This is a genomic window from Flavobacterium sp. ST-158 (genome assembly GCF_058309975.1).
Map to the genome: position 1 here is coordinate 1 of NZ_JBZEEN010000006.1, position 23,615 is coordinate 23,615.

Below are 23,615 nucleotides of genomic sequence, written 5' to 3' on the forward strand. Positions count from 1 at the left end.
AAAGTAGTCACTCTATACCGTTATTCAATACTTTTTAACCAACTATTTTTAATCTTTTTTTTAACTCACTGAAAATATACAACTTGGATTTTAACTTTTTTATCATTTGTAAGAAAATAGATAATTGTATTATCGCGTTTCAAGAAGATTCACCATCAATATGCAGAGAGTTTTTGACTCAAACACCATTCTTTACCCTAAATAATAAAGGATATTTTTCTTGCAAAGACTATTCCCTAGCCCTGATAGCAGCGGAAATCCTTACTTACCGGGGTTCGGCGAGTAAGATTGAAGCGGATAGCAGGAAATAGCTCCATAAAAAATACTGTTTGTAACAGTCTGAATTAATCGAAACGAATTGCTTTTACCGGAGTGATTTTAGTAATAATATAAGATGGAATCAGCAAAACTAGAAAACAAACCACAACAGTCAATAGATTCAACAACACTATATACACTATATTGATATAAACTGGAGCCTGGTTTACATAATAATTCTCTGGGTTGAGATGAACAATTCCGAAATATTTTTGAATTAGTAGAATTGCTATCCCAATTAAATTTCCCCAAAACAAACCACGAAATATTAAATAAGAAGCATTATAGAGAAACATTTTTCGAATTGACCAATTACTAGCACCTATAGCTTTCAAAATTCCAATCATCTGGGTTCTTTCTAAAATCAATACCAACAAAGCAACTACCATATTGATCGTTGCCACCAATATCATTACAATAAGAATGACCACAATATTAAAATCGAACAACTGTAACCACTCAAAAATATAACTGTATTTTTCTACAATTGTTTGCGAATCTAAGGTAGAACCTGTATGTTCATACACTTGCTCTCCTACTTTATTAATATTATCGAAGTCATCTACAAAAACCTCAAATGCCCCAACTTGATCAAACTTCCATTTATTAATACGCTGAACATGTCTAATATCACCCAATACAAAGCTAGCGTCAAACTCCTGAAAACCGGAATTAAAAATTCCAACTATTTTAAAAGTCCTAATATTAGGTAATTTGTTTTGACCTTCCTTCATAAAGAATGTATTAAACGAATCACCTACTTTTAGTTTTAACCTATTTGCTAAATATTGAGAAATGACTACTTCCGGATTAAGTTGACCTGACAAAACTGGCAATCGTCCCGAAACCAAATACTCCTTTATATTATCCCACTTATAATCTTTACCAACACCTTTGAAAACAATTCCTTCAAAAGCATCGGCTGTCCTGATAATCCCCGCCTTACTTGCCACTGCTTGTATATGACTAACCTCTGGAACAGCATTAAACTTAGGATAAAATTTTTGTTTAGTAGAAACAGGAACTAAAGTTGCTCCTGATTGATTATTATCATAGTTAGCAATAATAATATGACCGTTGAAAGCCGAAATTTTTTCTCTAATTTTTTGTTGCAATCCTATTCCTGTCGCTACAGACACAATCATCATAATCATTCCGATTGCGATAGCAGAAATTGCAATTTTAACAATAGGTGCAGATATGCTACTTTTATTGTTTTTAGCACTAATAAGTCTTTTAGCTATAAAATATTCTAAATTCAAGTGATATGATTTGAAATTTGGTTTTCAAAAATACATTTTTATTACTGCCAATACTAATAATTCCCTTCAAACACCTAAAGTCCGAGGGTAAAAACTAAAACTATAACGGTAATTTCTTTTTCATTTCTTCAACAATATTGAAAACTGCTGGACAAACGGGAATATTTTTTAATGTAATCTCTGTAATCTGCTGAAACTTCTTTCTATCTGTATGTGGAAACTCACGACAAGCCTTTGGGCGTACCTCATAAATAAAACAAGTATTATCAGTATCTAAAAAAGAGCAGGGTAATTTTTGCAACACATAATCTTCATCTTCATCAATGCGTAAATATTGCTCAATAAATTGTTGTGGTTTTTGACGCAAATGTTTAGAAATTCGCTCAATATCAGCCGATGTAAACAAAGGACCTGTTGTTTTACAACAATTGGCACAATCCAAACAATCGGTTTTTCTAAATTCAGCATCATGCAAATCCTGCATTACATAGTCCAGATTTTTTGGGGTTTTCTTTTTAAGCTTATCAAAATACTTTTTATTTTCGATATGCTTATCTTTGGCTAACTTTTGTAATATGTCAATTTTTGGATTTGTCAACTTAATAATTTGATTAATGAAATACAAAATTACACAAAACGTAATTACAAATAAACGAATAAGCAAACAAACATCATGAAAGACCTATTTGGCAAAGCTATACTTGATTATCAAACCCAAAATTCTCCAGAAGATTTAATTACCGAAACCACCATTTCAGAAGAAGATGAAATGAGTGTTTCCTATTTATTTCGAAATTTCGATGAGATGCCTTCTTTAGAACAGAAAGCATTACAATTAGCTTATGGAAAAACACTAGATGTAGGCTGTGGAGCTGGAAGTCATAGTTTGTATTTACAAAACGAAAGAAATTTAGAAACCACTTCCATTGATATCTCATCAAATGCTATTCAAGCATGCCAACTTCGTGGTCTAAAAAATGCCAGCGTTCAGGATATTTTGACTTTGGAAAAAGAAAAATACGACACTATTCTTCTTTTAATGAACGGAACGGGGATTTTTGGGACTTTAAAAAACACTCCCAAATTTCTTCAAAAATTAAAATCGTTACTAAATCCAGAAGGGCAAATTTTAATTGACAGTTCAGACATCATTTATATGTTTGACGAGGACGAAGATGGAGCCTATGAAGTTCCTGCCAATGGTTATTATGGAGAATTAGAATTTACCATTAGCTACAAAGGAGAAAAAGAAGATTCTTTTCCCTGGCTTTACCTTGATTATAATACTTTGCAAAATGCTGCTTTTGCAAATGGATTACGATGTGAATTAATCGCAGAAGGCGAACATTATGATTATTTAGCAAAACTTTCGATATAAAAAACAAGAGAATGAAAACAAAAATCCCAAACAAGTTTTAGTTGTTTGGGATTTTTATTAGGGAATATTCAAATATTTATGTGTTTGCAAAGAAACCCTCCATTTAGGATTATTCATAACATAATCTACAATAAGCGGAGTCATTTCTTCTTTTTTACTCCATTCCGGTTGAAGGAATAAAATAGCATTATTATTCACCAGTTCTGCCTGTTCTTCAGCAAAGATAAAATCATGTTTATTATGAATAATAACTTTCAATTCGTGAGCCGCAGCGTAAACCGTTTCAGTTGGTAATTTATTTTTCTTTGGCGAAAGACAAATCCAATCCCAGGTTCCAGACAATGGAAACGCTCCAGAAGTCTCAATATGCACTTTTAGGTTTTGGTCTTTCAATTGAGAAGTCAACAATGTCATATCCCAAGTCAAAGGTTCTCCACCAGTTACAACAACCGTATCCGCATATTTACTAGCATTCTCAACGATTTGAGTTATTGCTGTTGGCGGGTGTAACTCAGCATTCCAACTTTCTTTTACATCGCACCAATGACAACCTACATCACAACCACCAATTCGAATAAAATAAGCTGCAGTACCTGTATGAAATCCTTCCCCTTGAATAGTATAAAATTCTTCCATTAAAGGTAACATAGCACCTTTGTTCACTTCTAATTGAATTTCTTTTGATAGCATTTTTTTTATTTAGGCTGCAAAGATAACTAATTTACAAAACAGATTGTTCAATTATAATAAATGCTTAACAAATGGACATAAAAAAAGCCAGTAGATACTGGCTTTTAATTTATAAAATCGATTATTGAAGTGTTTTCAATGCTTGTTTCGAATACTGATTTTCTGGATCTATAGCAAGAGTTTTATTAAAATATTCAATTGCTTTAGGCTTATCAAAGTTTGCATATCCAGCAGCCATAGTACTATAAGCTTCTACAAGTTTAGCTTTAATATTTGGCTTAGCTAATTCTTCAGGACCTTTAGCTGTTACATGATCAATATATTCTTGGTAATACTTAATCATAGCTTGATCATCTTCTAACAAACTATTAGTTCTTGCACGAGAAACATAAGCATCTATAGTTTCTGGAGAAGCCTCTAATACATTACCGTAAGCAATATCAGCTTTTTTCAAAGCAATAGTATCTCTTTCAGCTACTGGTTTTCCAGCATTAGCAAAATAAATTGAATTTCCTAAATAGTAATTATCAATTAAGAACGTTTTACTTTCTTTGTAAGAAGTTGCAATTTCTAAAATTGCTGCTGCTTCCTTAAACATCTTTTTACCATAATAATCTTTACCTAAATCTCCTAATCCGTCAGCTACAGAAGGTTCAAGCTCAACAGCTTTTTGGATTAAATCAATACCTTGTTGAAATAAAAGGGGATCAACTGCAGTTTCATCAGCGTTAGTACCTTTTCTAATTTTAGCTTGACCTAAATACAAATAATCTAGAGAAATTACTTTATTTGATGGATTATTAATAAAAGATTCTAAAGAAGAAATCGCCTCATCATTATGTCCATTTTCAAAAGCAGCATATCCTAAATATCTTAAAATTCTAGGATTTACTTTATCTAATTCTTTCATTTTGTTTGCCTCAACTTCTAAAGATTTGTAATCTTTTGCCAAAATCAAGAAATCAGCATGACGCATACGAGAAGCCAAAGAGTAATCTGTCAATGTCATATATTTTTCATAAAAAGACAAAGCTTCTTTTATATATTGATCATAACGTCCCGGTACATTTAAAGCCCAATAGTAATAAGTTTCAGCTAATTCTCTGTAAACTGGCGCATAATTTGGATTTAAAGCTATCACTTCATTGTAAGCAGCAACTGCTTCTTGATATGCTTTTGCTCCTTTCAACAAAACACCTAATTGTACTTTTGCTCTAATTAAGCTATTATCAGCTTGAAATGCATTACGGTAAGAAATAAATGCTTGGTTTTGATTTTTATCTCCATAATAAGCATCTCCAAAAGTTAAAAGAACTTGAGGTTCATCTCCATTTTTTTCTTTGGCTAATTCTAACGTAGCTAGAGCAGCTTTATAATCAGGATGAGAATTATTCATGTATGCCTTAGCAATATACACATACTCCTCAAAATCTTTTTTACGCATTTCACCTTTAACAAGATCAAATTTTGCTTTAGCAGCAGCTACATTATTGTTTTCTAAATCAATTTGACCTAATCCAATATTATTAAAGTAGGCATCATCTTTAGCTTTCAAACCTTCATTATAAGTAATTTTAGCTGAATCGATAACACTTTGATTCAAATAAATATTCCCTAAAAGAAAATACGCTTTCCCCTCAGAAGGATCAGATTTTATAATTGATTGTAAAGATGTTTTTGCTTTTTGAAATTGCTCTGCATCAATTTGTTTCTTCACTTCATTAATATCTTGTGCATGTAACACAGAAGCAGAAGCAAAAAGTGCAACACTTAAAAATTTAATTTTGTTCATTGTAACTATATTTAATTTATTCATTTTCATTTTATCTCTTCTCAAATATTATTATTTTATTCTGCTTTTAATCAAGATTTTTCTCCCTGGCATAGTGACTGGTAACATTCCCGATTTCAAAACAATTCTTTGTCCAATATCTCCAGCTAAAAAAGAAGCAAATCCCATTCCTAATCCAGAATATCCTTGACAATTAATAATAAACAAATCACGTGCCAAAGGATAAGTTCCCTCAGCTAGATTGTTTTGAGTTGGCGCAAAATAAGAATTTTTATTTAAACCCTCTACACTTAATACGTTAATATTAGTTAAATAATCCTTAATTTCAGTTGTAGGCTGTAGTAACCAATTAACACCAATTACTCCAATCATCCCATCATTTTCAGCAACAAACTTAACCACTTCTTCATTCGTTTTAAAAGAAAAAACTCCATCCTTAGGAACTTCATTTACACCTGAAAGACTTGTCAATAAGCGAACTGAACTTGAATTTGGATTATCAAACACTAACCCCTTAATTGTAGTTTGCTTACTTCCTTTTAAGAAAGCAACAACTTCTTTCATTGCTATTAAGGTATCACTACTTTTTCTATTAGATATTAAAGCAATGGCATCAGTAGCAAACTTAGTTGTTTTAGGTTTAATCTTTAATTGTTCAAAAAACTTCGTTTCATCATTGTTTAATGGCCTTGATAATATTGCAATACGAGAAGTATCTTTAAGAAAAGATTGCAAAACTTCTTTTTCAGATTTTGCATCAAGAGTAATTTGTGCATTGTAAGAACTTTCAAAAACTGCAATTTGATCCTCAATTAACGGTTTTACAGTTTCATCAACCAAAATAGTTGCCTTACCTTTGATAATTGTTTCTTTATCATTTTTAGAATTCGATTGTTTACACGAAACAAACAATCCAATTGCAAAAAAGAAAAACACAAATGATAACAACATTAATTTTTTCATAACTCTTCTTTATTATCGTTAATAATCCTCCAACAGCGGATAAAAGCATACACTATTAAAAGAACTCCAAAAGCAATTCTGTAATTCATTGGCATTCGCAATGGGAAGCTATCCATGAATATAACAATTAGCCCCAAAACGAAATACAACACAAAAAACAATATGCCTATAACGAGAAGAAATCGCTCTTTAAGCGATTTCTTCTGAATATTTGTAATAAATCTCTTTAGCATTAATCTTGACTTACAATAGTAATTGGAAGAGAATATAAAACCCTAACTGGTTTTCCATTTTGAATACCTGGATTCCATTTAGGACATTTTTGCAAAACTCTAATTGCCTCTTTTCCTGTTCCGTAACCGATATCTCTCAATACTTTAATATCTGTTAATGAACCATCTTTTTCAACAACAAAAGTAACATACACTTTACCTTTCAAACCACCTTCATCAGGAGTACGATAGTTTTTTCCAACAAAAGAATAAAACTTCTCCATACCTCCCGGAAATTCAGGTTTTACTTCAATACCTGCAGTATTATAAACTTGATCATCAGATTCTTCAACAACTTGACTTGTTTTAGGGCCAGTACCAGCAGGAGCAACTGTTAATACTGCATCTGGATCTCCCTTAATAGTTTGATTACCAATTTTTTTCTCTTTGATTTCTTCAATCTTTGGTGGTTCTTCAACTACCTCTTCTGCCTTAGCCACTACTGGCTTCACAAACTTAACCTGATCAACAGGTGGTGGTGGTGGTGGTGGTGGTGGTGCAAATAATTTTTTAGGTTCTTCTTTCTTAGGTGGTAAATTAACTTTAGTAAGCTTTACTTCTTTAATTGAGTTATCTTCCTCATCTGCTCTATCAGGAATCAAACTAATGATAAGCGGAGCACTAACAGCTAAACTAAAAAAGAAAGCACCAATAAGAAGCGCCTTAATTGTAGTTTTACGGTTAGATTTTCTCAACTCATAAGCCCCATAAAGTTTGTTACGACCTTCGAAAACTATATCAACCCATCGGTTTTTTAATATATCTAATTTCATTTTTCTTAATTATTAGGTTATTAAGAAAACAAGATTACTCTTATTTTCCTTCTAACAATTTTGTTTCCTCAGGTAAAAAATCATTAACGATTGTATAGGTAGGAATCGAAGAGATTGCCATTTCATCTAATGCATCAACCACGTTTTTATACGTTGATTTTTTACTAGGCTTAATAATTACAATCATACCCTGTTCAGGTTTTCCTTTTGCAGCGGTATAAGCTGCAACTTCTTTCTTCCTTTTCAGTAATTCTTTACGAAATCCATCTTTACCGTAAGCAATTTCTTTTGGTGCCATTGGAGTATTAATAATACCCATATAATAATACATCTTATTATCACCAGCAAGTAAAACAGTCATTGTACGGTTCTCATCAACCTTTAAATCATCTGTTTTTTCCTTTGGATCTTTATCTGGCAACCCCAAACTCATCGCTTGTGGTTTTGACAACGAAGTAGTAAGCATAAAGAAGGTAATTAGCAAGAAAGCCAAATCCACCATGGCAGTTAAATCTACCTTAGAGTTTTGTTTTTTACTTCTTACTTTGCCGCCTTTACCACCACCACTGTCGCCGGTATTTAATTCAGCCATTTTAGTATATTTTTTTTATTAAAAATCTTTTCCTCTTAATCCTGTTACTAAACTAAATGTATTAACATTTTGATCTTGCAAAATATCCATAATTTTCTTAATAATAGGATACTCTTCTTTAGCATCACCTTTTATAGCAATTTGTAATTCTTGCTTGCTACCAATAGAATTATTATATTCATTGTTAGCTTTACGAGCATTATAAATCCATTCTTTCAATTGATTATCTAAAGAATCCATTGGCACACCTGGTTGATCTGCTTTTACACGATCAGAAGATTTCATGTCAATGATTTGTTTTAAACTTCCAATTGGCACACCAAAGTCAGTCATTAAAGCAAATTTATCCTTATCTTCTTCTGAAAAAGTCAATCCGTACTTTTCTGCCATCAACTCAAGTGTTCTCTTACGAACATCTCTGCCTTTTAAGTCAAAGAACACTTTGTTTACACCTTTATCTTTACCAATAATTACTGTTGCTAAATCTGAATCTGGCAACTTTACTTGCGTAGTTGATGCAGGGGTATCCACAGGCAAAGCCTCAGGAATTTTAGCCGTAGCAGTCAAAATAAAGAAGGTAAGCAAAAGGAAAGCAACATCACACATGGCAGTCATGTCAGTCGATGTCGACTTTTTTTTCATTTTTATTTTAGCCATTCTTTTTGTTTTTTATTTTGATACAATTAATATCAAAAATTATTATTGTTTCAAACTTCCTCTGAACTTTCTGTAAGTATTTACGATTGTAGTTCCTGCTTCGTCAATTGAATAAGTTAAATCATCAATTTTAGAAGTAAAGAAGTTGTAAGCAACAATAGCTAAAATAGAAGTAGAGATACCTGTTGCAGTATTGATAAGTGCCTCAGAAATACCTGTTGCAAGAGCTGCTTGATCAGGAGTTCCAGCAGAAGCTAACGCACCAAACGCTTTAATCATCCCTGATACAGTTCCTAATAACCCTCCAAGAGTTCCTAAAGATACTAAAGAAGAAATGATAGTCATATTTTTCTCTAACATTGGCATTTCAAGAGAAGTAACCTCTTCGATTTCTTTATGAATAGTTTCAGAAGCTTCTTCACTATTGAATCCTTCTTTCTTAACATCTTGGTATTTTACTAATGCTGATTTAATTGCATTTGCAACTGAACCTTGTTGTTTATCACAAGCAGCAATAGCTTCTTCAATGTGTCCTCCTTTGATACTTGCTTGTACACTTGCCATAAAAGCATCTAAGTTTCCTTTTCCAGCAGCTTTAGAGATAACAAAAAATCTCTCAATAGAAAAAGTAATAACCATTAATAACATTCCTAATAAAACTGGTACTATAAATCCTCCTTTGTAAACTTGTCCTAATGTATTAATTGGATGTCCTGTTTCAGGGTTTCCTCCTTCAAAGTTAGCAGGTGATCCCATGATGAATTTCCAAATCACAATTCCTACCGCCACACATAATAAAATAATGATTCCTGAAATCATTCCTCCTCCTTTTGAACTGCTTTCTTTTTTAACGTTTGCCATTTTTTTTTAATTTTAATAGTTTTAAATAATTTTTATTTTAGTTATAATTAACTTGTAGTTCCGCAAATTTATATGTTTAGTTCAAATAAAAAAATTTTTTTTCGTTATATTCAACTTAATCAATCGTAATTTAATATTTAAAAAATATAAATATTGTTTTTTTATCAATATCACCACAAAAAAACAAAGATATTGAGAAAATAATTTATTAATTTGTGAATTTATAGCATAATATTTCAACATAAAATTCTCAAAAGCAAAACTGATTTTTTTTAAACATTTAACAAAAAAAAAGGCTTAAAATTACATTAAATACTAAATAAACAACCATAAAAAACAACAAAGACACAAACACAACATTCTAAAAACTTACAATTTCCTTATGAATAAGAACGAAAAATTTATCGAACAAATAAACCAAGGTTATCAATCTAAAGGAGAAAGCATCCTACTTGGCGGAGCAATTTTAGACGGAGAAACACTAAAAAATGCCCATATAAAGATTCCTTTGAAGACTTTAAACAGACATGGACTTATAGCAGGAGCCACTGGAACAGGAAAAACAAAAACCATTCAGGTATTATCCGAACAATTATCATCTTTTGGAATCCCTGTTTTAATGATGGATATAAAAGGTGATTTTAGCGGTATTGCTAAAGAAGGCGAAGAGAAATCTTTCATAACTGAACGGCATAACAAAATTAATATTCCATACCAAACCACCAGCTTTCCAGTTGAATTATTAAGTCTATCTGAACAAAGTGGCGTTCGCTTGAGAGCTACTGTTTCAGAATTTGGCCCTGTTTTATTCTCTAGAATATTAGATTTAAACGATACTCAAGCCGGAGTTGTTTCCATAATATTTAAATATTGTGATGACAACAAAATGCCATTGCTTGACCTTAAAGATTTCAAAAAAGTAATCAACTATATTACCGAAGAAGGTAAAGAAGAAATCACAGCCAGTTATGGCAAAATTTCTACTTCTACAACAGGAATTATCCTTAGAAAAATTATAGAATTAGAACAGCAAGGCGCTGAACTCTTTTTTGGAGAAATGTCATTTGATATTGATGATTTAATGCGAATTGACTCTAATGGAAAAGGATATGTAAACATTCTTCGCTTAACAGATATCCAAGACAAACCAAAATTATTCTCTACTTTCATGTTAAGTTTATTGGCTGAAGTTTACCAACAAATGCCCGAAAGAGGAGATGCAGAGCAACCTGAATTGGTTATTTTTATTGATGAAGCGCATTTGATTTTTAAAGAAGCTAGCAAAACACTTTTAGACCAAATTGAAACTATTGTAAAATTAATTCGCTCTAAGGGAATCGGAATCTATTTCATCACTCAAAATCCAATGGACGTACCAAGTGGAATTTTAGCACAATTAGGACTTAAAATTCAACATGCATTGAGAGCCTTTACCGCTAAAGACAGACAAGCTATCAAACAAACAGCTGACAATTATCCGAGTTCAGAATTTTACAATACAAGCGAAATCTTAACGAGTCTTGGAATTGGAGAAGCTTTAGTAACTGCCTTAAACGAGAAAGGAATCCCAACACCATTAGCAGCTACCATGTTAAGAGCACCAATGAGCAGAATGGATGTTCTTACTGAAAGCGAAATTCAAGAAATCAACAACAAATCTAAACTGGTAAAAAAATACAGTGAAAACATAGACCGCGAAAGTGCCTATGAAATGTTGAACAAAAAAATTGCTGAAGCTGAAGCTGAAAACGCTAAAAAAGAAGCAAAAGAAAACGAAGTAAAACAAACAAGAACTGCTGCTAAACAAGGACCGAGTACAACAGAAGTTGTAGGTAAATCGGTTTTAAAAGTACTAACTAGTGCTACTTTTATAAGAGGAGCTTTTGGAATTCTGTCTAAAATTCTAAAGAAATAAACCAGTCTCAAATATCAAAAATCAATTTCAATAGCTCGATTGAAATTGATTTTTGATATTGCATTTTTTATTGCAACAATTCTAAAATCTTATTCTCAACCGCTGTAGAATTCCAATTAGCTTCAATGTTATCCATTTTTAAAATTTCCTCCATAATTGTATTTTGAAAATCACCAATAGCTAAAGCCTCCACATAAGGTCTATCGCTAAAAGTTACTCGACTATACAAAGGAATCCATTTATCGGGATGTTTTTCTGAAAACCATTTCTCAATTTTCTTTTGCAACAAAAACTTATCATCAGCAGTTTTCGAACTCATTTCCATGAAATTTCTATATGAAAGTTCTGCAATAGCATCTGCATTAGGCTTACGTGATTTTTGGTATTCCGTAAAAACACGTTCCCAATCTTCACCATACTCCAAAATCATTTCATAAAGCACCGTTATATCTTCAAAACCAGCATTCATCCCTTGTCCATAAAACGGAACAATAGCATGACAAGCATCACCTATCAAAGCAATTTTATCTTCATAGGTCCATGGATAACATTTCATAGTTACTAATGTACTGGTTGGATTCTTAAAGAAATCTTCGGCTAAATTCGGAATTACTTCTACTGAATCTGGGAAGTTTTTTTCAAAAAAAGCTTCCACTTCTTTTCTATCTGTTAAAGATGCAAAAGAATTTTCGCCCTCAAAAGGCATAAATAAAGTACAGGTAAAACTACCATCTAAATTAGACAGCGCAATCAACATGTAATCACCGCGTGGCCAAATATGAAATGAGTTCTTATCTAACTTATGGGAACCATCTGCATTAGCAGGGATATTTAATTCTTTATAACCAATATTCAAAAACTCCTGCGAATAATTAAACATACTCTGGCGTTGCATACGGTGACGAATTCTTGAAAAAGCACCATCGGCACCAAAAACCATATCGTAATTTCTTTCTTCCCACTCTCCCCTTTCAGTTTCACCAATATGTAAAGTAGCTGTTGCTAAGGTAACATCCCAAATTTTTTGTTCAAAGAAAAACTCAGCACCTGCCGCTTCTGCAAGATCGATCATCTTTCTGTTTAAAGTTCCTCGCGAAATAGAATAAATACTTTCTCCCTCTTGTCCATAATTTTGAAACTTCAAATCATCCACAAGATGGATTGCCCGTTTATCCATAGGAATGGCAATTTCACGCACAGCATCACCAATACCCACTCCATCTAAAGCTTTCCATCCACGATTTGACATAGCCAAATTAATCGAACGTCCAGAGAATTGAATCTTTCTAATATCAGGACTTCTATCATAAATATGAACCGTGTGACCTGCTTTTTTTAAGTAAATAGCCAATAATGAACCTACTAAACCGGAACCAACTACCGCTATTTTTTTGGGAGTTTGCATTTTTGTGTTATAAAAAGTTAGGCAAAATTACTGATTTATTATCTGAATAACATTTAAAAAACTTAGTTTTTACTTGTAACAAATCAACATTTTGTTGAATAATTACTAATTCTACATAATCATTAGTTTTCAACAATTAAGAATTATTTCGCTCGACACCTCAATTTTTATTTTTTTTCAAAAAACAAAAATAGCCTAGTAACTAAAAGGCTTATATGATATTTATCAGTTTTTAAGCCAATGCTTTTTACAAACTTTGCATAAACTATTAATGAATGTATGAACATGACAAAAAATCAAAAACCACTACATAGCTTTCATATTCCGGTTATGGGACTCGCTTATACTATAGACAGTCCCATACGTGTAGCTCAATATGGAATTTCCTCGGTAATTTCGATTGCAGATGACGAACTAATAGAGAAAATGAATGCCTTTTACCATCAAAAATCCAATCTTCCCTACCAAGAAATTTCACAAAAGGCAGCTGACTATAGAGCTAAACGCATCACTTCTTACTTGAATCTTGTGGATCAAATTGTCAAAGAAAAATTTGAGAATTTCAAAAATGAATTAGCAGAAAGTAAAGAAGCTTTAGAAAACTATATTGCTATGTTGCCTAATAAATCTGAAATCAAAAAGGGACTCCAATCTTTTATTGACGAAGGCATTCATTGGAAAGAAAACATCAAAAATTATCTTGAAAAAAACTTATCAGCAGGCGCTATAGACGTGAACATTATGACTAAATTAGACAAAGATAATTTTAGCAATAACAAACAATTGCCTGTTACTTATAATGACGCACACGCGGCCTTAAGAGGATTTGCTACTAGCAACGTCAATTCATCAATTGTACTTTCAGCGGGAATGAATCCAAGATTATTTAGCTATTTTGAGAATTTTGATGTGTTTTTTCCTGACAAAAACAACCACCTCCAAAAGAAAATTACTTTAAAAGTTAGCGACTTTCGCTCCGCAATCATACAAGGGAATTTCTTGGCAAAAAAAGGACTTTGGGTTTCAGAATACCGTATAGAATCTGGACTAAATTGTGGTGGACATGCATTTGCTACCGATGGCTTTTTATTAGGTCCTATTTTAGAAGAATTCAAACAAAAGAAAGAACAACTCGTTCAGTCAGCACATGAATTAATGGTAAAAGCTTTAGAACAAAAAGGAAAAACAATTCCACAAGAACCATTAGAATTAAAAATCACCGTTCAAGGTGGTGTAGGAACTGCTGAAGAACATGAATTCTTACTGGATTATTATAAGGTAGATTCTGTGGGTTGGGGCACGCCTTTTTTATTAGTTCCTGAAGCAACCTCTGTGGATCAAGACACGAGAAATCTATTAATCAAGGCTAAAGAAGAAGATTTGTATCTGAGTCAAATTTCCCCATTAGGAGTACCATTTAACACCTTAAGAGGCACTACAAACGAACAATTAAAACAAAAACGAATTCAAGAAAGCAAAGCCGGAAGTTCTTGCCCTAAAAAATTCCTAGCATTAAACAAAGATCCTCAAGGTAATGGAATTTGTACAGCTTCTAAAAAATACCAAGATTATAAACTCATAGAATTAGAAGAAAACAGAGATGCTATTTCGATAGAAAATTATAAAAAAACAAAACAAATCATCACCGAAAAATCTTGTCTTTGTGTTGGCTTAGCTAATGCTTCCTATCTTGAAAACGATATTGAAATAAAAGGACAAGATCAAGGTGTTGTTATTTGTCCAGGACCTAACATGGCTTATTTTGACCAAGAAGTATCGCTTTCAAAAATGATTCAGCATATTTATGGAAATACATCGGTATTAAGAAACAGTAACCGCCCTAACTTTTTACTAAAAGAACTTAAAATGTATATTGATTATTTGAAAAATGATATTGATGTAATAAGCAGCGAAATAAACAATGCAAAAACTAAAAAACTAGAAGCTTTTAAGCACAATCTTTTTGAGGGAATTGCTTATTATGAAGCTTTATTTTCCTCAATTCCTTTTTTTGAAAACTTCAAAAATGAAATAAAAAAACAATTAGAATCGTATAAAAACGAATTAAACACAATTGAAATCCCCAAATTAGAAATGGCTTAAGTTTAAAAACTCAGCCACGAATTCACGAATGATAACAAATCATAAAGAATAAAAACAAATTATTTCTACACTTAAATTCGTGTATTTGCTAACAGTATAAAAATTAGTATTCGTTTGTGAATTCGTGGCTAAAAATTTTATTTATTTTTCTAAAATTCCTTTTTTTAATATCTGCCCAAAACGATACATATCTTCGAAGGAACAATACAATGGAACTGGAGCAAGTCGAATAACATTAGGTTCTCTCCAATCGGTTATAACACCATTCTTCATCAGGTAATCAAACAAACTACGTCCTTCCCCATGAAGAAAAACCGATAATTGACTAGCTCTTTCAGCAGGATTTTCGGGTGTAATAATTTCAAAACTACTGCTTACTTCTTTATCAATTTCCCCAAGGATAAATGTTAAATATGCTGTGATTCTATCTCTTTTTTCAATGAGTGCCTCCATTCCTATTTCATCGAACATTTCAACGGAAGCCAAATAAGGCGCTAAGGACAAAACCGGTAAATTACTAATTTGCCAACCATCAGCACCGTGAATAGGATCAAAATTAGGTTCCATTTTAAAACGACGCTCTTTATTATGCCCCCACCAACCGGCAAACCTAGGCAAATCTGGATTATTATGATGTTTTTCATGCACAAAACAACCTGAAGCATTTCCTGGTCCTGAATTCATATATTTATAACTACACCAAGCAGCAAAATCTACATTCCAATCGTGTAATTCTAATTTGACATTACCAGCAGCATGAGCTAAATCCCAACCTACACAAGCACCTACTTTGTGTCCGGCAGCTGTAATGGTCTTCATGTCAAAAACCTGTCCAGTGTAATAATTCACACCGCCAATTAAAACCAAAGCTAATTCGCTTCCAACTTCGTTAATCTTAGCCACTACATCTTCTGTTCGGATATTATGTTCTCCATCACGACGTTTAATTTCAACAATAGCTTCTTCTGGATTAAAACCATGAAAACGTATTTGACTTTGTAACATATATTGGTCAGAAGGAAAGGCTTTTTCTTCGCAAATTATTTTAAATCTTGTTTTTCTAGGCCTATAAAAAGAAACCATCAACAGATGTAAATTAACCGTCAAGGTATTCATTACGGTAACTTCCGAAGGTAAACAACCAACAATTTTACTCAATGGTTTTGCAAAACGTTCCTGATAATCCCACCAAGGTTTTTCGGCATAAAAATGGCCTTCAACGGCAAGATTAGCCCAATCATTCATAATTTCATCAACATAAGCCTTAGTACGTTTGGGTTGCAATCCTAATGAATTTCCTGTAAAATAAATAACTTCTTTGTCGTTTACTTTTGGAAAATAAAATTCGTTTCTGTATTTATTTAAGTTATCCTGTGTATCTAATTGCTGTGCGAAAGCTAAAGTATTTTCGAAAATCATAATGTAGTTTGCATTTGTTTTGTAAAAGTAACTAAAAAAGAAAAAAAGATTTCATATTTAGTTTCATTTAGATGTTAAACATTCATTAATCTTAGAAGGCTGCATGAGAGATAGTAGTGAAATTGAAAATCATCGAATACCGATAAAGAATAAATTTATAACGAGATAAATCCTTGCTATTTTTTTAAAGAAAAACAGCAAGATTATAACAGATAGCCCACCCCTTGGGTCGTGCCATAAACAAAAAAACTCGCCATTGTTGACGAGTTTTTTTATGAATTAACCTTATTATAGTGATTAGATGATTAACATGGCGTCACCGTAAGAATAGAATTTATATTTTTCTTTGATTGCTTCTTCATACGCTTTCTTCATTAAATCATGACCGCAGAAAGCTGAAATCATCATTAATAAAGTTGATTTTGGTGTATGGAAATTAGTAATCATACAAGTTGCTACACTAAAATCATGAGGAGGAAAGATAAATTTATTTGTCCAACCTTCGTAAGGATTTAGGGTGTTTTGCGAAGAAACTGAACTTTCAATAGCGCGCATTGAAGTGGTTCCTACCGCACAAACTCTTTTTCTTTTCGCTTTGGCTTCGTTTACAATATCGCAAGCTTCTTGAGTAATTTTTAATTCCTCAGAATCCATTTTGTGCTTTGATAAATCTTCTACTTCAACTGGGTTAAAAGTTCCTAAACCTACGTGAAGTGTTACCTCAGCAAAGTTTACTCCTTTAATTTCTAATCTTTTTAACAAGTGCTTAGAAAAGTGCAAACCTGCAGTTGGTGCAGCCACAGCTCCTTCTTCTTTAGCATAAATAGTTTGATAACGTTCAGCATCTTCAGGAGTTACCTCTCTGTTGATGTATTTAGGAATTGGAGTTTCTCCTAGTTCTGTTAATTTATTTCTGAATTCTTCGTAAGAACCATCGTAAAGGAAACGCAATGTTCTTCCACGAGAAGTTGTATTATCAATTACCTCAGCAACTAAAGAATCGTCGTCACCAAAATACAATTTGTTTCCAATTCTAATTTTACGAGCAGGATCCACTAACACATCCCAAAGACGTTGTTCAGCATTTAATTCTCTAAGCAAAAACACTTCGATTCTTGCGCCTGTTTTTTCTTTATTACCGTATAAACGAGCAGGAAAAACTTTGGTATTATTCAAAATCATTACGTCACCATCGTCAAAATAATCGATAACGTCTTTGAACATTTTATGCTCTATAGTTTGTTTTTTTCTATCTATTACCATTAAACGAGCTTCATCTCTATTTTCTGCTGGAAATTCAGCTAAAAGTTCTTTAGGTAAGTCAAAATTAAAATGTGATAATTTCATTCTAAAAAGTTATAAGTTATGAGTTATAAGTCCTAAGTTTTGATCCTTAGTATTATAATCGGGTGCAAATATACGATTGTCGAATAGGCGATGTCAAGTATTTTGCTGTTTAATTTAAAATTAAAACAACAAAAACCCAAAGCGTCAATGTTTTAAGGATGTAAAGAAAATTTTTAACCTACCAAATCAGAAACTTTATAGCCTAATTTTTCCATATCAGTCCAAAAATCAGGATAAGATTTAGAAACTACATCGGCATTTTCGATAATAATTGGCACTTTTAAGGCTAATGGAGCAAAAGCCATAGCCATTCTGTGATCATTATAAGTCCCAATACGAATGTTTGAATTAATATCTAATGTAGCTACTAAAGTCAAGCTATCGTTAGTTACTGAAATATTAGCACCTAGTTTACTCAACTCAATACGCAAAGCTTCTAGTCTATCAGTTTCTTTAATTTTTAAGGTATGAAGACCTGTAAGGTGACAACCAATTCCTAAACCAAGACAGGTAACCACAATAGTTTGTGCAATGTCTGGTGTATGATTCAAATCGAAAGTTACATCTTGGTATTTGAATTTTTTAGTCTTTGTTAAAGTAATAGTATCGCCATTAAACTGAGTTTCAACTCCCATTTCTTTATAGATTGTTACTAAAGCCGAATCCCCTTGTAAGCTAGATTCTTTGTAGCTTGTTAATGAAATAGAAGCTTCGTCAGACAGAGCTGCCAAACTAAAAAAGTAAGAGGCCGAACTCCAATCGGATTCCACAGTCATTACTTTTGATTCTACATCTTGTTGAGGCCATACTTTAATTACATTTCCTTCAAAACTAGTTTGAATGTTTAGATCTTTCAATAAAGCCAGCGTCATTTTGATATAAGGAATAGAAGTAATTTCTCCTTCCAATGTTAGCTCGATACCATTTTCTAATTTTGGAGCTACTAATAATAAAGCCGAAATATATTGACTACTTACATTAGCAGCCATAGTTACTTTAGCCTTAGTGATTTTTTGCCCTTTAATTTTAATAGGCGGATATCCCTCTTCTTTTAAGAATGAAATATCAGCACCTAATTGACGTAAGGCTTCCACTAAAATTTTAACTGGACGCTCTTGCATACGGCTTGAACCGGTTAAAACCACTTCGCGACCTTCTTTTACCGCAAAATAAGCCGTAAGAAAACGCATAGCTGTTCCTGCATGATGAATATCTACTACTTCCTCATTTCCGCTCAATGCCATTTGCATTACTTCGCTATCATCAGAATTTGAAGTATTGCTTAATGTAATATTAGGAAACAAAGCCTGCAATAATAATAATCTATTGGTTTCACTTTTAGATCCTGTAACTGCTATTTGAGCATTAAGGTTTGTATTAGTTGCTTGTAGTAGTAAATTCATTTTTAAAATTATTAGTGATAAAATTACTCGTTAAGTGTCTATGCATTTAACATATATAATTTGAGGGCGCAATTTAGCACTCCTCACTCACAATTCATAATTCGCAACTGATATTTATTTCAATTTTTCGTTGTTTTTGTGACGGTCTTTGTCTCTAACCGATTTCAAATCCATTTTTTTATCAAAAGCGGCTTGCAAATCGATTCCCGTTTGATTAGCTAAACACAACACTACAAAAACCACATCGGCTAGTTCTTCGCCTAAATCTTTATTCTTATCTGATTCTTTTTCCGATTGTTCTCCATAACGTCGCGCAATAATTCGGGCTACCTCACCTACCTCTTCGGTTAGCTGAGCCATATTAGTCAATTCGTTAAAATAACGAACTCCGTGTTCTTTTATCCAGGTATCTACGTCTAATTGGGCGTTTTTTAAGTTCATCCTATATTCTTTTAAGTACTATTTTTTCTTTTTCTGTATCAATAATTTTTTGATAGAAATCTTTCAGCATTGTATAATCGACAGCAGAAACTGAGGCCTTTTTAAATTCTGCTTGCAAAACAATTTGAATTCTATTGCCGTCCCTACCAATCATATATTTAAAAGTAAAGCTTCCATCGCCTGATGACAAATTTATTCCTTTTGGAATTGATTCCACCTCATAACCTTCAGGAATTTCGATAAAAATATTATACTTCTTTAAAGTGGGATAACCTAAATAAACAGGCAATTTTCTTTCCTCTTGATTAAAGGGGTTTGTAGTTATTTTATAAAACAACAAAGGATTTATAAAAAATTCTTGACCTATACTTTCGGTGAAATTTCTAGTTTTAAATGTAAATCGCTCATCAACTGGAAGTAAAAAATCTGTTTTATTATTTTCTAAACTATAATTACTAATTTCTATTCCATTCAATGAATTTTCAAGCTTTTCAATATAATTATCCGTTTTCATATCGGCATATCTATCTCTAAAGTTATAAGCCTCATAATTAGTTTTTCGACTTCTATAATCTCCTGAAAGATATCCGGACTCATCTAGTTTAAGTAACAAATTACTTGAATGTATAGATGTGGAACTTGGAACCAATTCAACTTCAATAGAAGTTCCATCAGCTTTAATTAAACGCCCTTTCCAGTTTAAAGTTTCTAATGGTAAAATATTTTCGGTAGTGTATTTATGGGTAGCATCTAATAAAATTGATTTGCCATTTATTTCCACCATAGCCACAACATAATTAAAAACGGTACGGCTTGGAAAAACAGGAACTCCATGTTTTATGGTACTTAACAAAACAGGATCAGCGCTTACTCCAGCTAATCTCAACATATTTATTAATATAAAATTAATTTCGGCTACATTACCAGTTCTTTCTTCGTAAGCTTTCAAAACTCCCTTATCTGTAAAACAGCCATAATCATGATTCCAATTCATCTTGTCTTGAACAAACTTAAATACCATTTTAAGTCTTTCTTCTTTAGACTCTACATTACCCAGCAGCATTCTCAAATCCTTAATCAAATAATCCGTTAGCTCTAATTGCTTACCAAAATCTTTGCTTTCAAAAATAGTTTTAGCAACCCCTTCCTATGTTACTGAATAATCCTTAACGGGTTGATTAGGAAATCTTGTTCTTTCTAACTCATTATGAATTGACGCTTGATAATTCTTGATATTATCAATGTATCCCTCTTCTTTTAAAGACGGAATATCTTTAGCTATATAACTACTGCTGATTTGCTTGTAGGTCATCGATCTGGTTTGACCATACTCATTATTAAAATTCACAGAACCTTGATTCAATTTAGAATCAGACTTAACATCAATATAGCCTTTTAGTATCGTTTTATAAATATAATATTCTGGAATTTCGGTTTTATATTCGGCATAATTGACAGGGATTGAATATTGAAAATCATAAACAGGAAATTTGATTAAGTTTTCTGATTTCAACAAATAGCTAAATTCAATAACAGAACCTACTTTTACATTAGGCAAAGAAATAGTTGCCTTTTTCCAGTTTTCGTCTATTTTAGTTTTAAAACTTCCTTCGCTATTTAATTTAGTTTTTACAACATCTCCATTTTCCAAATTATAAGTAACCGCATCAGAAAAACTCAATATTTCATCATTTAAATTTTCATACCCTATATAATAAGGCACTTCAAAATTAGCCCAACTCAAACCTTCTTTTTTATATATTTTTATCCTATAGGTAAATTGATGATTCATAATAAATCCTTTCTTTACATCATAAGTAAAAAATGTCCTCCCTTTTTTATAGAGTACCGCTGCTACAGCCGAAGTATCCTTTGGGTGATGTTTTTCTTGCAATTCAGCAATGCTAACTTTTCCTAATTTAATTTCTTGTGATTTCACAGAAGTTACTATCAAAAATACTACAAGAATCACTTTAAAGCTAAACAATTTCATATACTTAAATCTTTGTTAGCACTATTTTTTCGTTCTGTTTTTCAATCATTTTTTGATAATATAATTTTAAATCCGCATAACTTTCAGAAGATACTATTGAAGAATTGATTTGATTTGAAATTAAAAACTGAATAACATTACCGTTTAAACTACTTAAATATTTAAATACACCTATGTTTTCATTAAAAGTTAATGTTAAAGATTGAGGCAAACTTTCTATTTTATAACCTTCAGGTATTTTAATATTTATGAGATATTTATCTAAAAATGGAAAACCATAATCCACAGGATACTCTCTATTTTCTTGTTTAAATGGATTTTGTTTACTTGTCAAAAACAACAATGGATCGATGTAAATTTTCCCTCCAATAGATTCCAAAAGATTATTCCCACTAAAAGAATAGGTTTCATTCACTGGTAAATTAATATCATTCTCGTTATGACGTGAATATTCTTTTATCTCAATTTTATTATTACTATTTTCTAATTTCTCCAGATAAACATCTTCTTTTACCCCCATTATTTGCTCTCTAAAAAGATTTGCCCGATGGCCTGTATTCAGAGTACTTAATATGCCTGTAATTTTACCTTCATCATCATTAAACGTATAATTAATAGTTCTTAAAGAAATTGATGGTTTCTTAGGCATTAAATCTACTAAGGAAGAAGTTCCGTCTTTACGAATTAATCTTCCAAACCAATTTAAGGCTCTAAAAGGCAAGACATTCGGTGTAGAAAAGAAATCAGAACCATCAAGCAAAATAATATCATCTCCATTTTCAACCGCCGCAATAACATAATTAAAGGCTGTTCGATTAGGAAAAAACGAAATCCCATTAGATCGTGTACTTACTAAAACTGGATTTGCATTTAAGCCTGCATATCGTAGCATTGAAGTAAGCATTAAATTAATTTCGGCTACATTTCCTGTTTTATCTTTATAGGCTTTTCTTACTCCATCGTTACAAGAATATCCGTAATAATCATTCCATTTCACTGCCGATTTTACAAACTTCAATATAGCATTGATTTTTTCTTCTTCTTTACTTAATCCTGTAAGAACCGTTTTCAAATCTTCTTCAAAATAACCTGTTTTATTTAATTCAGGTCCAAAATCTTCATACTCATAAATTGTTTTAACCACTGCATCCCAATTAGTAGAATACATTTTAGAGATTGAATTAGGGAACTTAGTCATCGATAATTCCTGTTCCAAACTAGTTGTATAATTTCTAATATTATTGACAAAAGCTTCATCTTTTATAGCCGGCATGTTCTCGGCTAAATAAGTTGTTCTAGTTTCTGTATAAGCTATATTTTCACTATTGAAATTAGTAGCAGTTGCCGAAAAACCTCCTCTTGAAACCCTTTCCTTAGAATCTAACCTAATTGACCTATTTACCTTATCAACAGTAATTTTAGGTCTTACAAATCCTTTTACATTAGTATTATAGACAAAATATTCTGGGATACAATTAATATATTCTGAATAATTTATGGGAATATCAGATTGAAAATACCAATCCCTAGGATTCCCAATATTTGGGGAACGTAAAGTATATTCATATTCAATAACCGATCCTTCTTTTACATTAGGCATGGTTATTTTTTTCCGCCCCCAATATTTATTTATTACCTCATCAAATTCTCCATCACTTTTCAATTTGGTTTTTTCTATCTTTCCATCAATTAAATTATACGTTATTGCATCAGAGAATGAAATATTTTCCCTTAAACTATTAACCAAATAATACCGAACCACTTTATTAGCCCAATCATAACCTTCTTTTTTATAAATTTTGATTCTAGTTTTTACAACTAATTCTATTTCAAAACCTTTCTCTTGATTGTATACCAATTTATTTTCTGCTTTTTCAAAAAGCACTGCCGCGACAGCTGACGAATCTTTAGGATGTATTTTCTCTTTTAATTCTTCGATGGAAACTTTTCCTAGGCGAAAATCCTGAGCATTAGAACTAAAAACCGTCAAAAACAGTATAAAAGTTGTTATTAAAAATTTGGTTTTCATTT

The 23,615-nt window shown here is 31.9% G+C and carries 20 protein-coding genes; 3 read left to right on the plus strand and 17 right to left on the minus strand.

Features of this window, described 5'->3' with window-relative positions; genetic code table 11:
* Nucleotides 1-344 precede the first annotated feature (344 nt).
* Nucleotides 345-1,580 carry an ABC transporter permease gene (locus tag AC4FRF_RS10160; RefSeq protein WP_491159395.1) on the minus strand — a complete coding sequence of 412 codons (1,236 nt, stop codon included), beginning with the start codon at nt 1,578-1,580 and terminating at the stop codon, nt 345-347.
* Nucleotides 1,581-1,680: 100 nt separating this feature from the next.
* Nucleotides 1,681-2,178, minus strand: coding sequence for a YkgJ family cysteine cluster protein (locus AC4FRF_RS10165; protein ID WP_491159396.1), 498 nt, complete (start codon nt 2,176-2,178; stop codon nt 1,681-1,683).
* A 75-nt stretch (nt 2,179-2,253) separates the two neighbouring features.
* On the opposite strand from AC4FRF_RS10165, the gene AC4FRF_RS10170 reads away from it, so the two are divergent.
* Nucleotides 2,254-2,958, plus strand: coding sequence for a class I SAM-dependent methyltransferase (locus AC4FRF_RS10170; RefSeq protein WP_491159398.1), 705 nt, complete (start codon nt 2,254-2,256; stop codon nt 2,956-2,958).
* Between the two features lie 57 nt (nt 2,959-3,015).
* On the opposite strand, the gene AC4FRF_RS10175 is transcribed toward AC4FRF_RS10170, so the two are convergent.
* The 7 genes from AC4FRF_RS10175 to AC4FRF_RS10205 all read right to left on the minus strand — a co-directional run bounded on the left by AC4FRF_RS10175 (nt 3,016) and on the right by AC4FRF_RS10205 (nt 9,558).
* A complete protein-coding gene (locus AC4FRF_RS10175) occupies nt 3,016-3,648 on the minus strand; it encodes a 7-carboxy-7-deazaguanine synthase QueE (protein WP_491159399.1) in 633 nt (210 codons plus the stop codon).
* Between the two features lie 121 nt (nt 3,649-3,769).
* Nucleotides 3,770-5,440: a tetratricopeptide repeat protein gene (locus AC4FRF_RS10180; RefSeq protein ID WP_491159400.1), complete on the minus strand. Its 1,671-nt coding sequence runs from the start codon at nt 5,438-5,440 to the stop codon at nt 3,770-3,772.
* A gap of 51 nt (nt 5,441-5,491) precedes the next feature.
* Nucleotides 5,492-6,403, minus strand: coding sequence for a PstS family phosphate ABC transporter substrate-binding protein (locus AC4FRF_RS10185; RefSeq protein WP_491159401.1), 912 nt, complete (start codon nt 6,401-6,403; stop codon nt 5,492-5,494).
* 232 nt (nt 6,404-6,635) lie between these two features.
* Nucleotides 6,636-7,448 (minus strand): energy transducer TonB, encoded by an 813-nt coding sequence (locus AC4FRF_RS10190; protein ID WP_491159402.1) that lies wholly within the window; start codon nt 7,446-7,448, stop codon nt 6,636-6,638.
* A 40-nt stretch (nt 7,449-7,488) separates the two neighbouring features.
* Nucleotides 7,489-8,040, minus strand: coding sequence for an ExbD/TolR family protein (locus tag AC4FRF_RS10195; protein WP_491159403.1), 552 nt, complete (start codon nt 8,038-8,040; stop codon nt 7,489-7,491).
* A gap of 18 nt (nt 8,041-8,058) precedes the next feature.
* Nucleotides 8,059-8,697, minus strand: a complete 639-nt coding sequence (locus AC4FRF_RS10200) for an ExbD/TolR family protein (protein WP_491159404.1) — start codon at nt 8,695-8,697, stop codon at nt 8,059-8,061.
* 42 nt (nt 8,698-8,739) lie between these two features.
* Complete coding sequence (locus tag AC4FRF_RS10205) at nt 8,740-9,558, minus strand: MotA/TolQ/ExbB proton channel family protein (RefSeq protein ID WP_491159405.1); 819 nt, start codon at nt 9,556-9,558, stop codon at nt 8,740-8,742.
* A gap of 382 nt (nt 9,559-9,940) precedes the next feature.
* On the opposite strand from AC4FRF_RS10205, the gene AC4FRF_RS10210 reads away from it, so the two are divergent.
* Nucleotides 9,941-11,473 (plus strand): helicase HerA-like domain-containing protein, encoded by a 1,533-nt coding sequence (locus AC4FRF_RS10210; protein WP_491159406.1) that lies wholly within the window; start codon nt 9,941-9,943, stop codon nt 11,471-11,473.
* 67 nt (nt 11,474-11,540) lie between these two features.
* On the opposite strand, the gene AC4FRF_RS10215 is transcribed toward AC4FRF_RS10210, so the two are convergent.
* On the minus strand, nt 11,541-12,878 hold the full coding sequence (locus tag AC4FRF_RS10215; RefSeq protein ID WP_491159407.1) for an FAD-dependent oxidoreductase: 1,338 nt from the start codon (nt 12,876-12,878) through the stop codon (nt 11,541-11,543).
* A gap of 279 nt (nt 12,879-13,157) precedes the next feature.
* On the opposite strand from AC4FRF_RS10215, the gene AC4FRF_RS10220 reads away from it, so the two are divergent.
* Nucleotides 13,158-14,981: a hypothetical protein gene (locus AC4FRF_RS10220; protein ID WP_491159408.1), complete on the plus strand. Its 1,824-nt coding sequence runs from the start codon at nt 13,158-13,160 to the stop codon at nt 14,979-14,981.
* 141 nt (nt 14,982-15,122) lie between these two features.
* Here AC4FRF_RS10220 and kynU read toward each other — a convergent pair whose 3' ends face one another.
* From kynU to AC4FRF_RS10255, 7 genes are all read right to left on the minus strand, one after another.
* Nucleotides 15,123-16,400: a kynureninase gene (kynU, locus tag AC4FRF_RS10225; RefSeq protein ID WP_491159409.1), complete on the minus strand. Its 1,278-nt coding sequence runs from the start codon at nt 16,398-16,400 to the stop codon at nt 15,123-15,125.
* Between the two features lie 297 nt (nt 16,401-16,697).
* Nucleotides 16,698-17,747 (minus strand): tRNA preQ1(34) S-adenosylmethionine ribosyltransferase-isomerase QueA, encoded by a 1,050-nt coding sequence (gene queA / locus AC4FRF_RS10230; RefSeq protein WP_491159410.1) that lies wholly within the window; start codon nt 17,745-17,747, stop codon nt 16,698-16,700.
* Nucleotides 17,748-17,920: 173 nt separating this feature from the next.
* Entirely contained in the window at nt 17,921-19,150 is a 1,230-nt protein-coding gene (gene aroA / locus AC4FRF_RS10235) for a 3-phosphoshikimate 1-carboxyvinyltransferase (RefSeq protein ID WP_491159411.1), read from the minus strand.
* A gap of 114 nt (nt 19,151-19,264) precedes the next feature.
* A complete protein-coding gene (locus tag AC4FRF_RS10240; RefSeq protein WP_035661076.1) occupies nt 19,265-19,591 on the minus strand; it encodes a nucleotide pyrophosphohydrolase in 327 nt (108 codons plus the stop codon).
* A gap of 1 nt (nt 19,592) precedes the next feature.
* Entirely contained in the window at nt 19,593-20,612 is a 1,020-nt protein-coding gene (locus AC4FRF_RS10245) for a DUF3858 domain-containing protein (RefSeq protein WP_491159412.1), read from the minus strand.
* Between the two features lie 126 nt (nt 20,613-20,738).
* Nucleotides 20,739-21,584, minus strand: coding sequence for a DUF3857 domain-containing protein (locus tag AC4FRF_RS10250; RefSeq protein WP_491159413.1), 846 nt, complete (start codon nt 21,582-21,584; stop codon nt 20,739-20,741).
* 4 nt (nt 21,585-21,588) lie between these two features.
* Nucleotides 21,589-23,613 carry a DUF3858 domain-containing protein gene (locus tag AC4FRF_RS10255; protein ID WP_491159414.1) on the minus strand — a complete coding sequence of 675 codons (2,025 nt, stop codon included), beginning with the start codon at nt 23,611-23,613 and terminating at the stop codon, nt 21,589-21,591.
* Between the last annotated feature and the right edge of the window lie 2 nt (nt 23,614-23,615).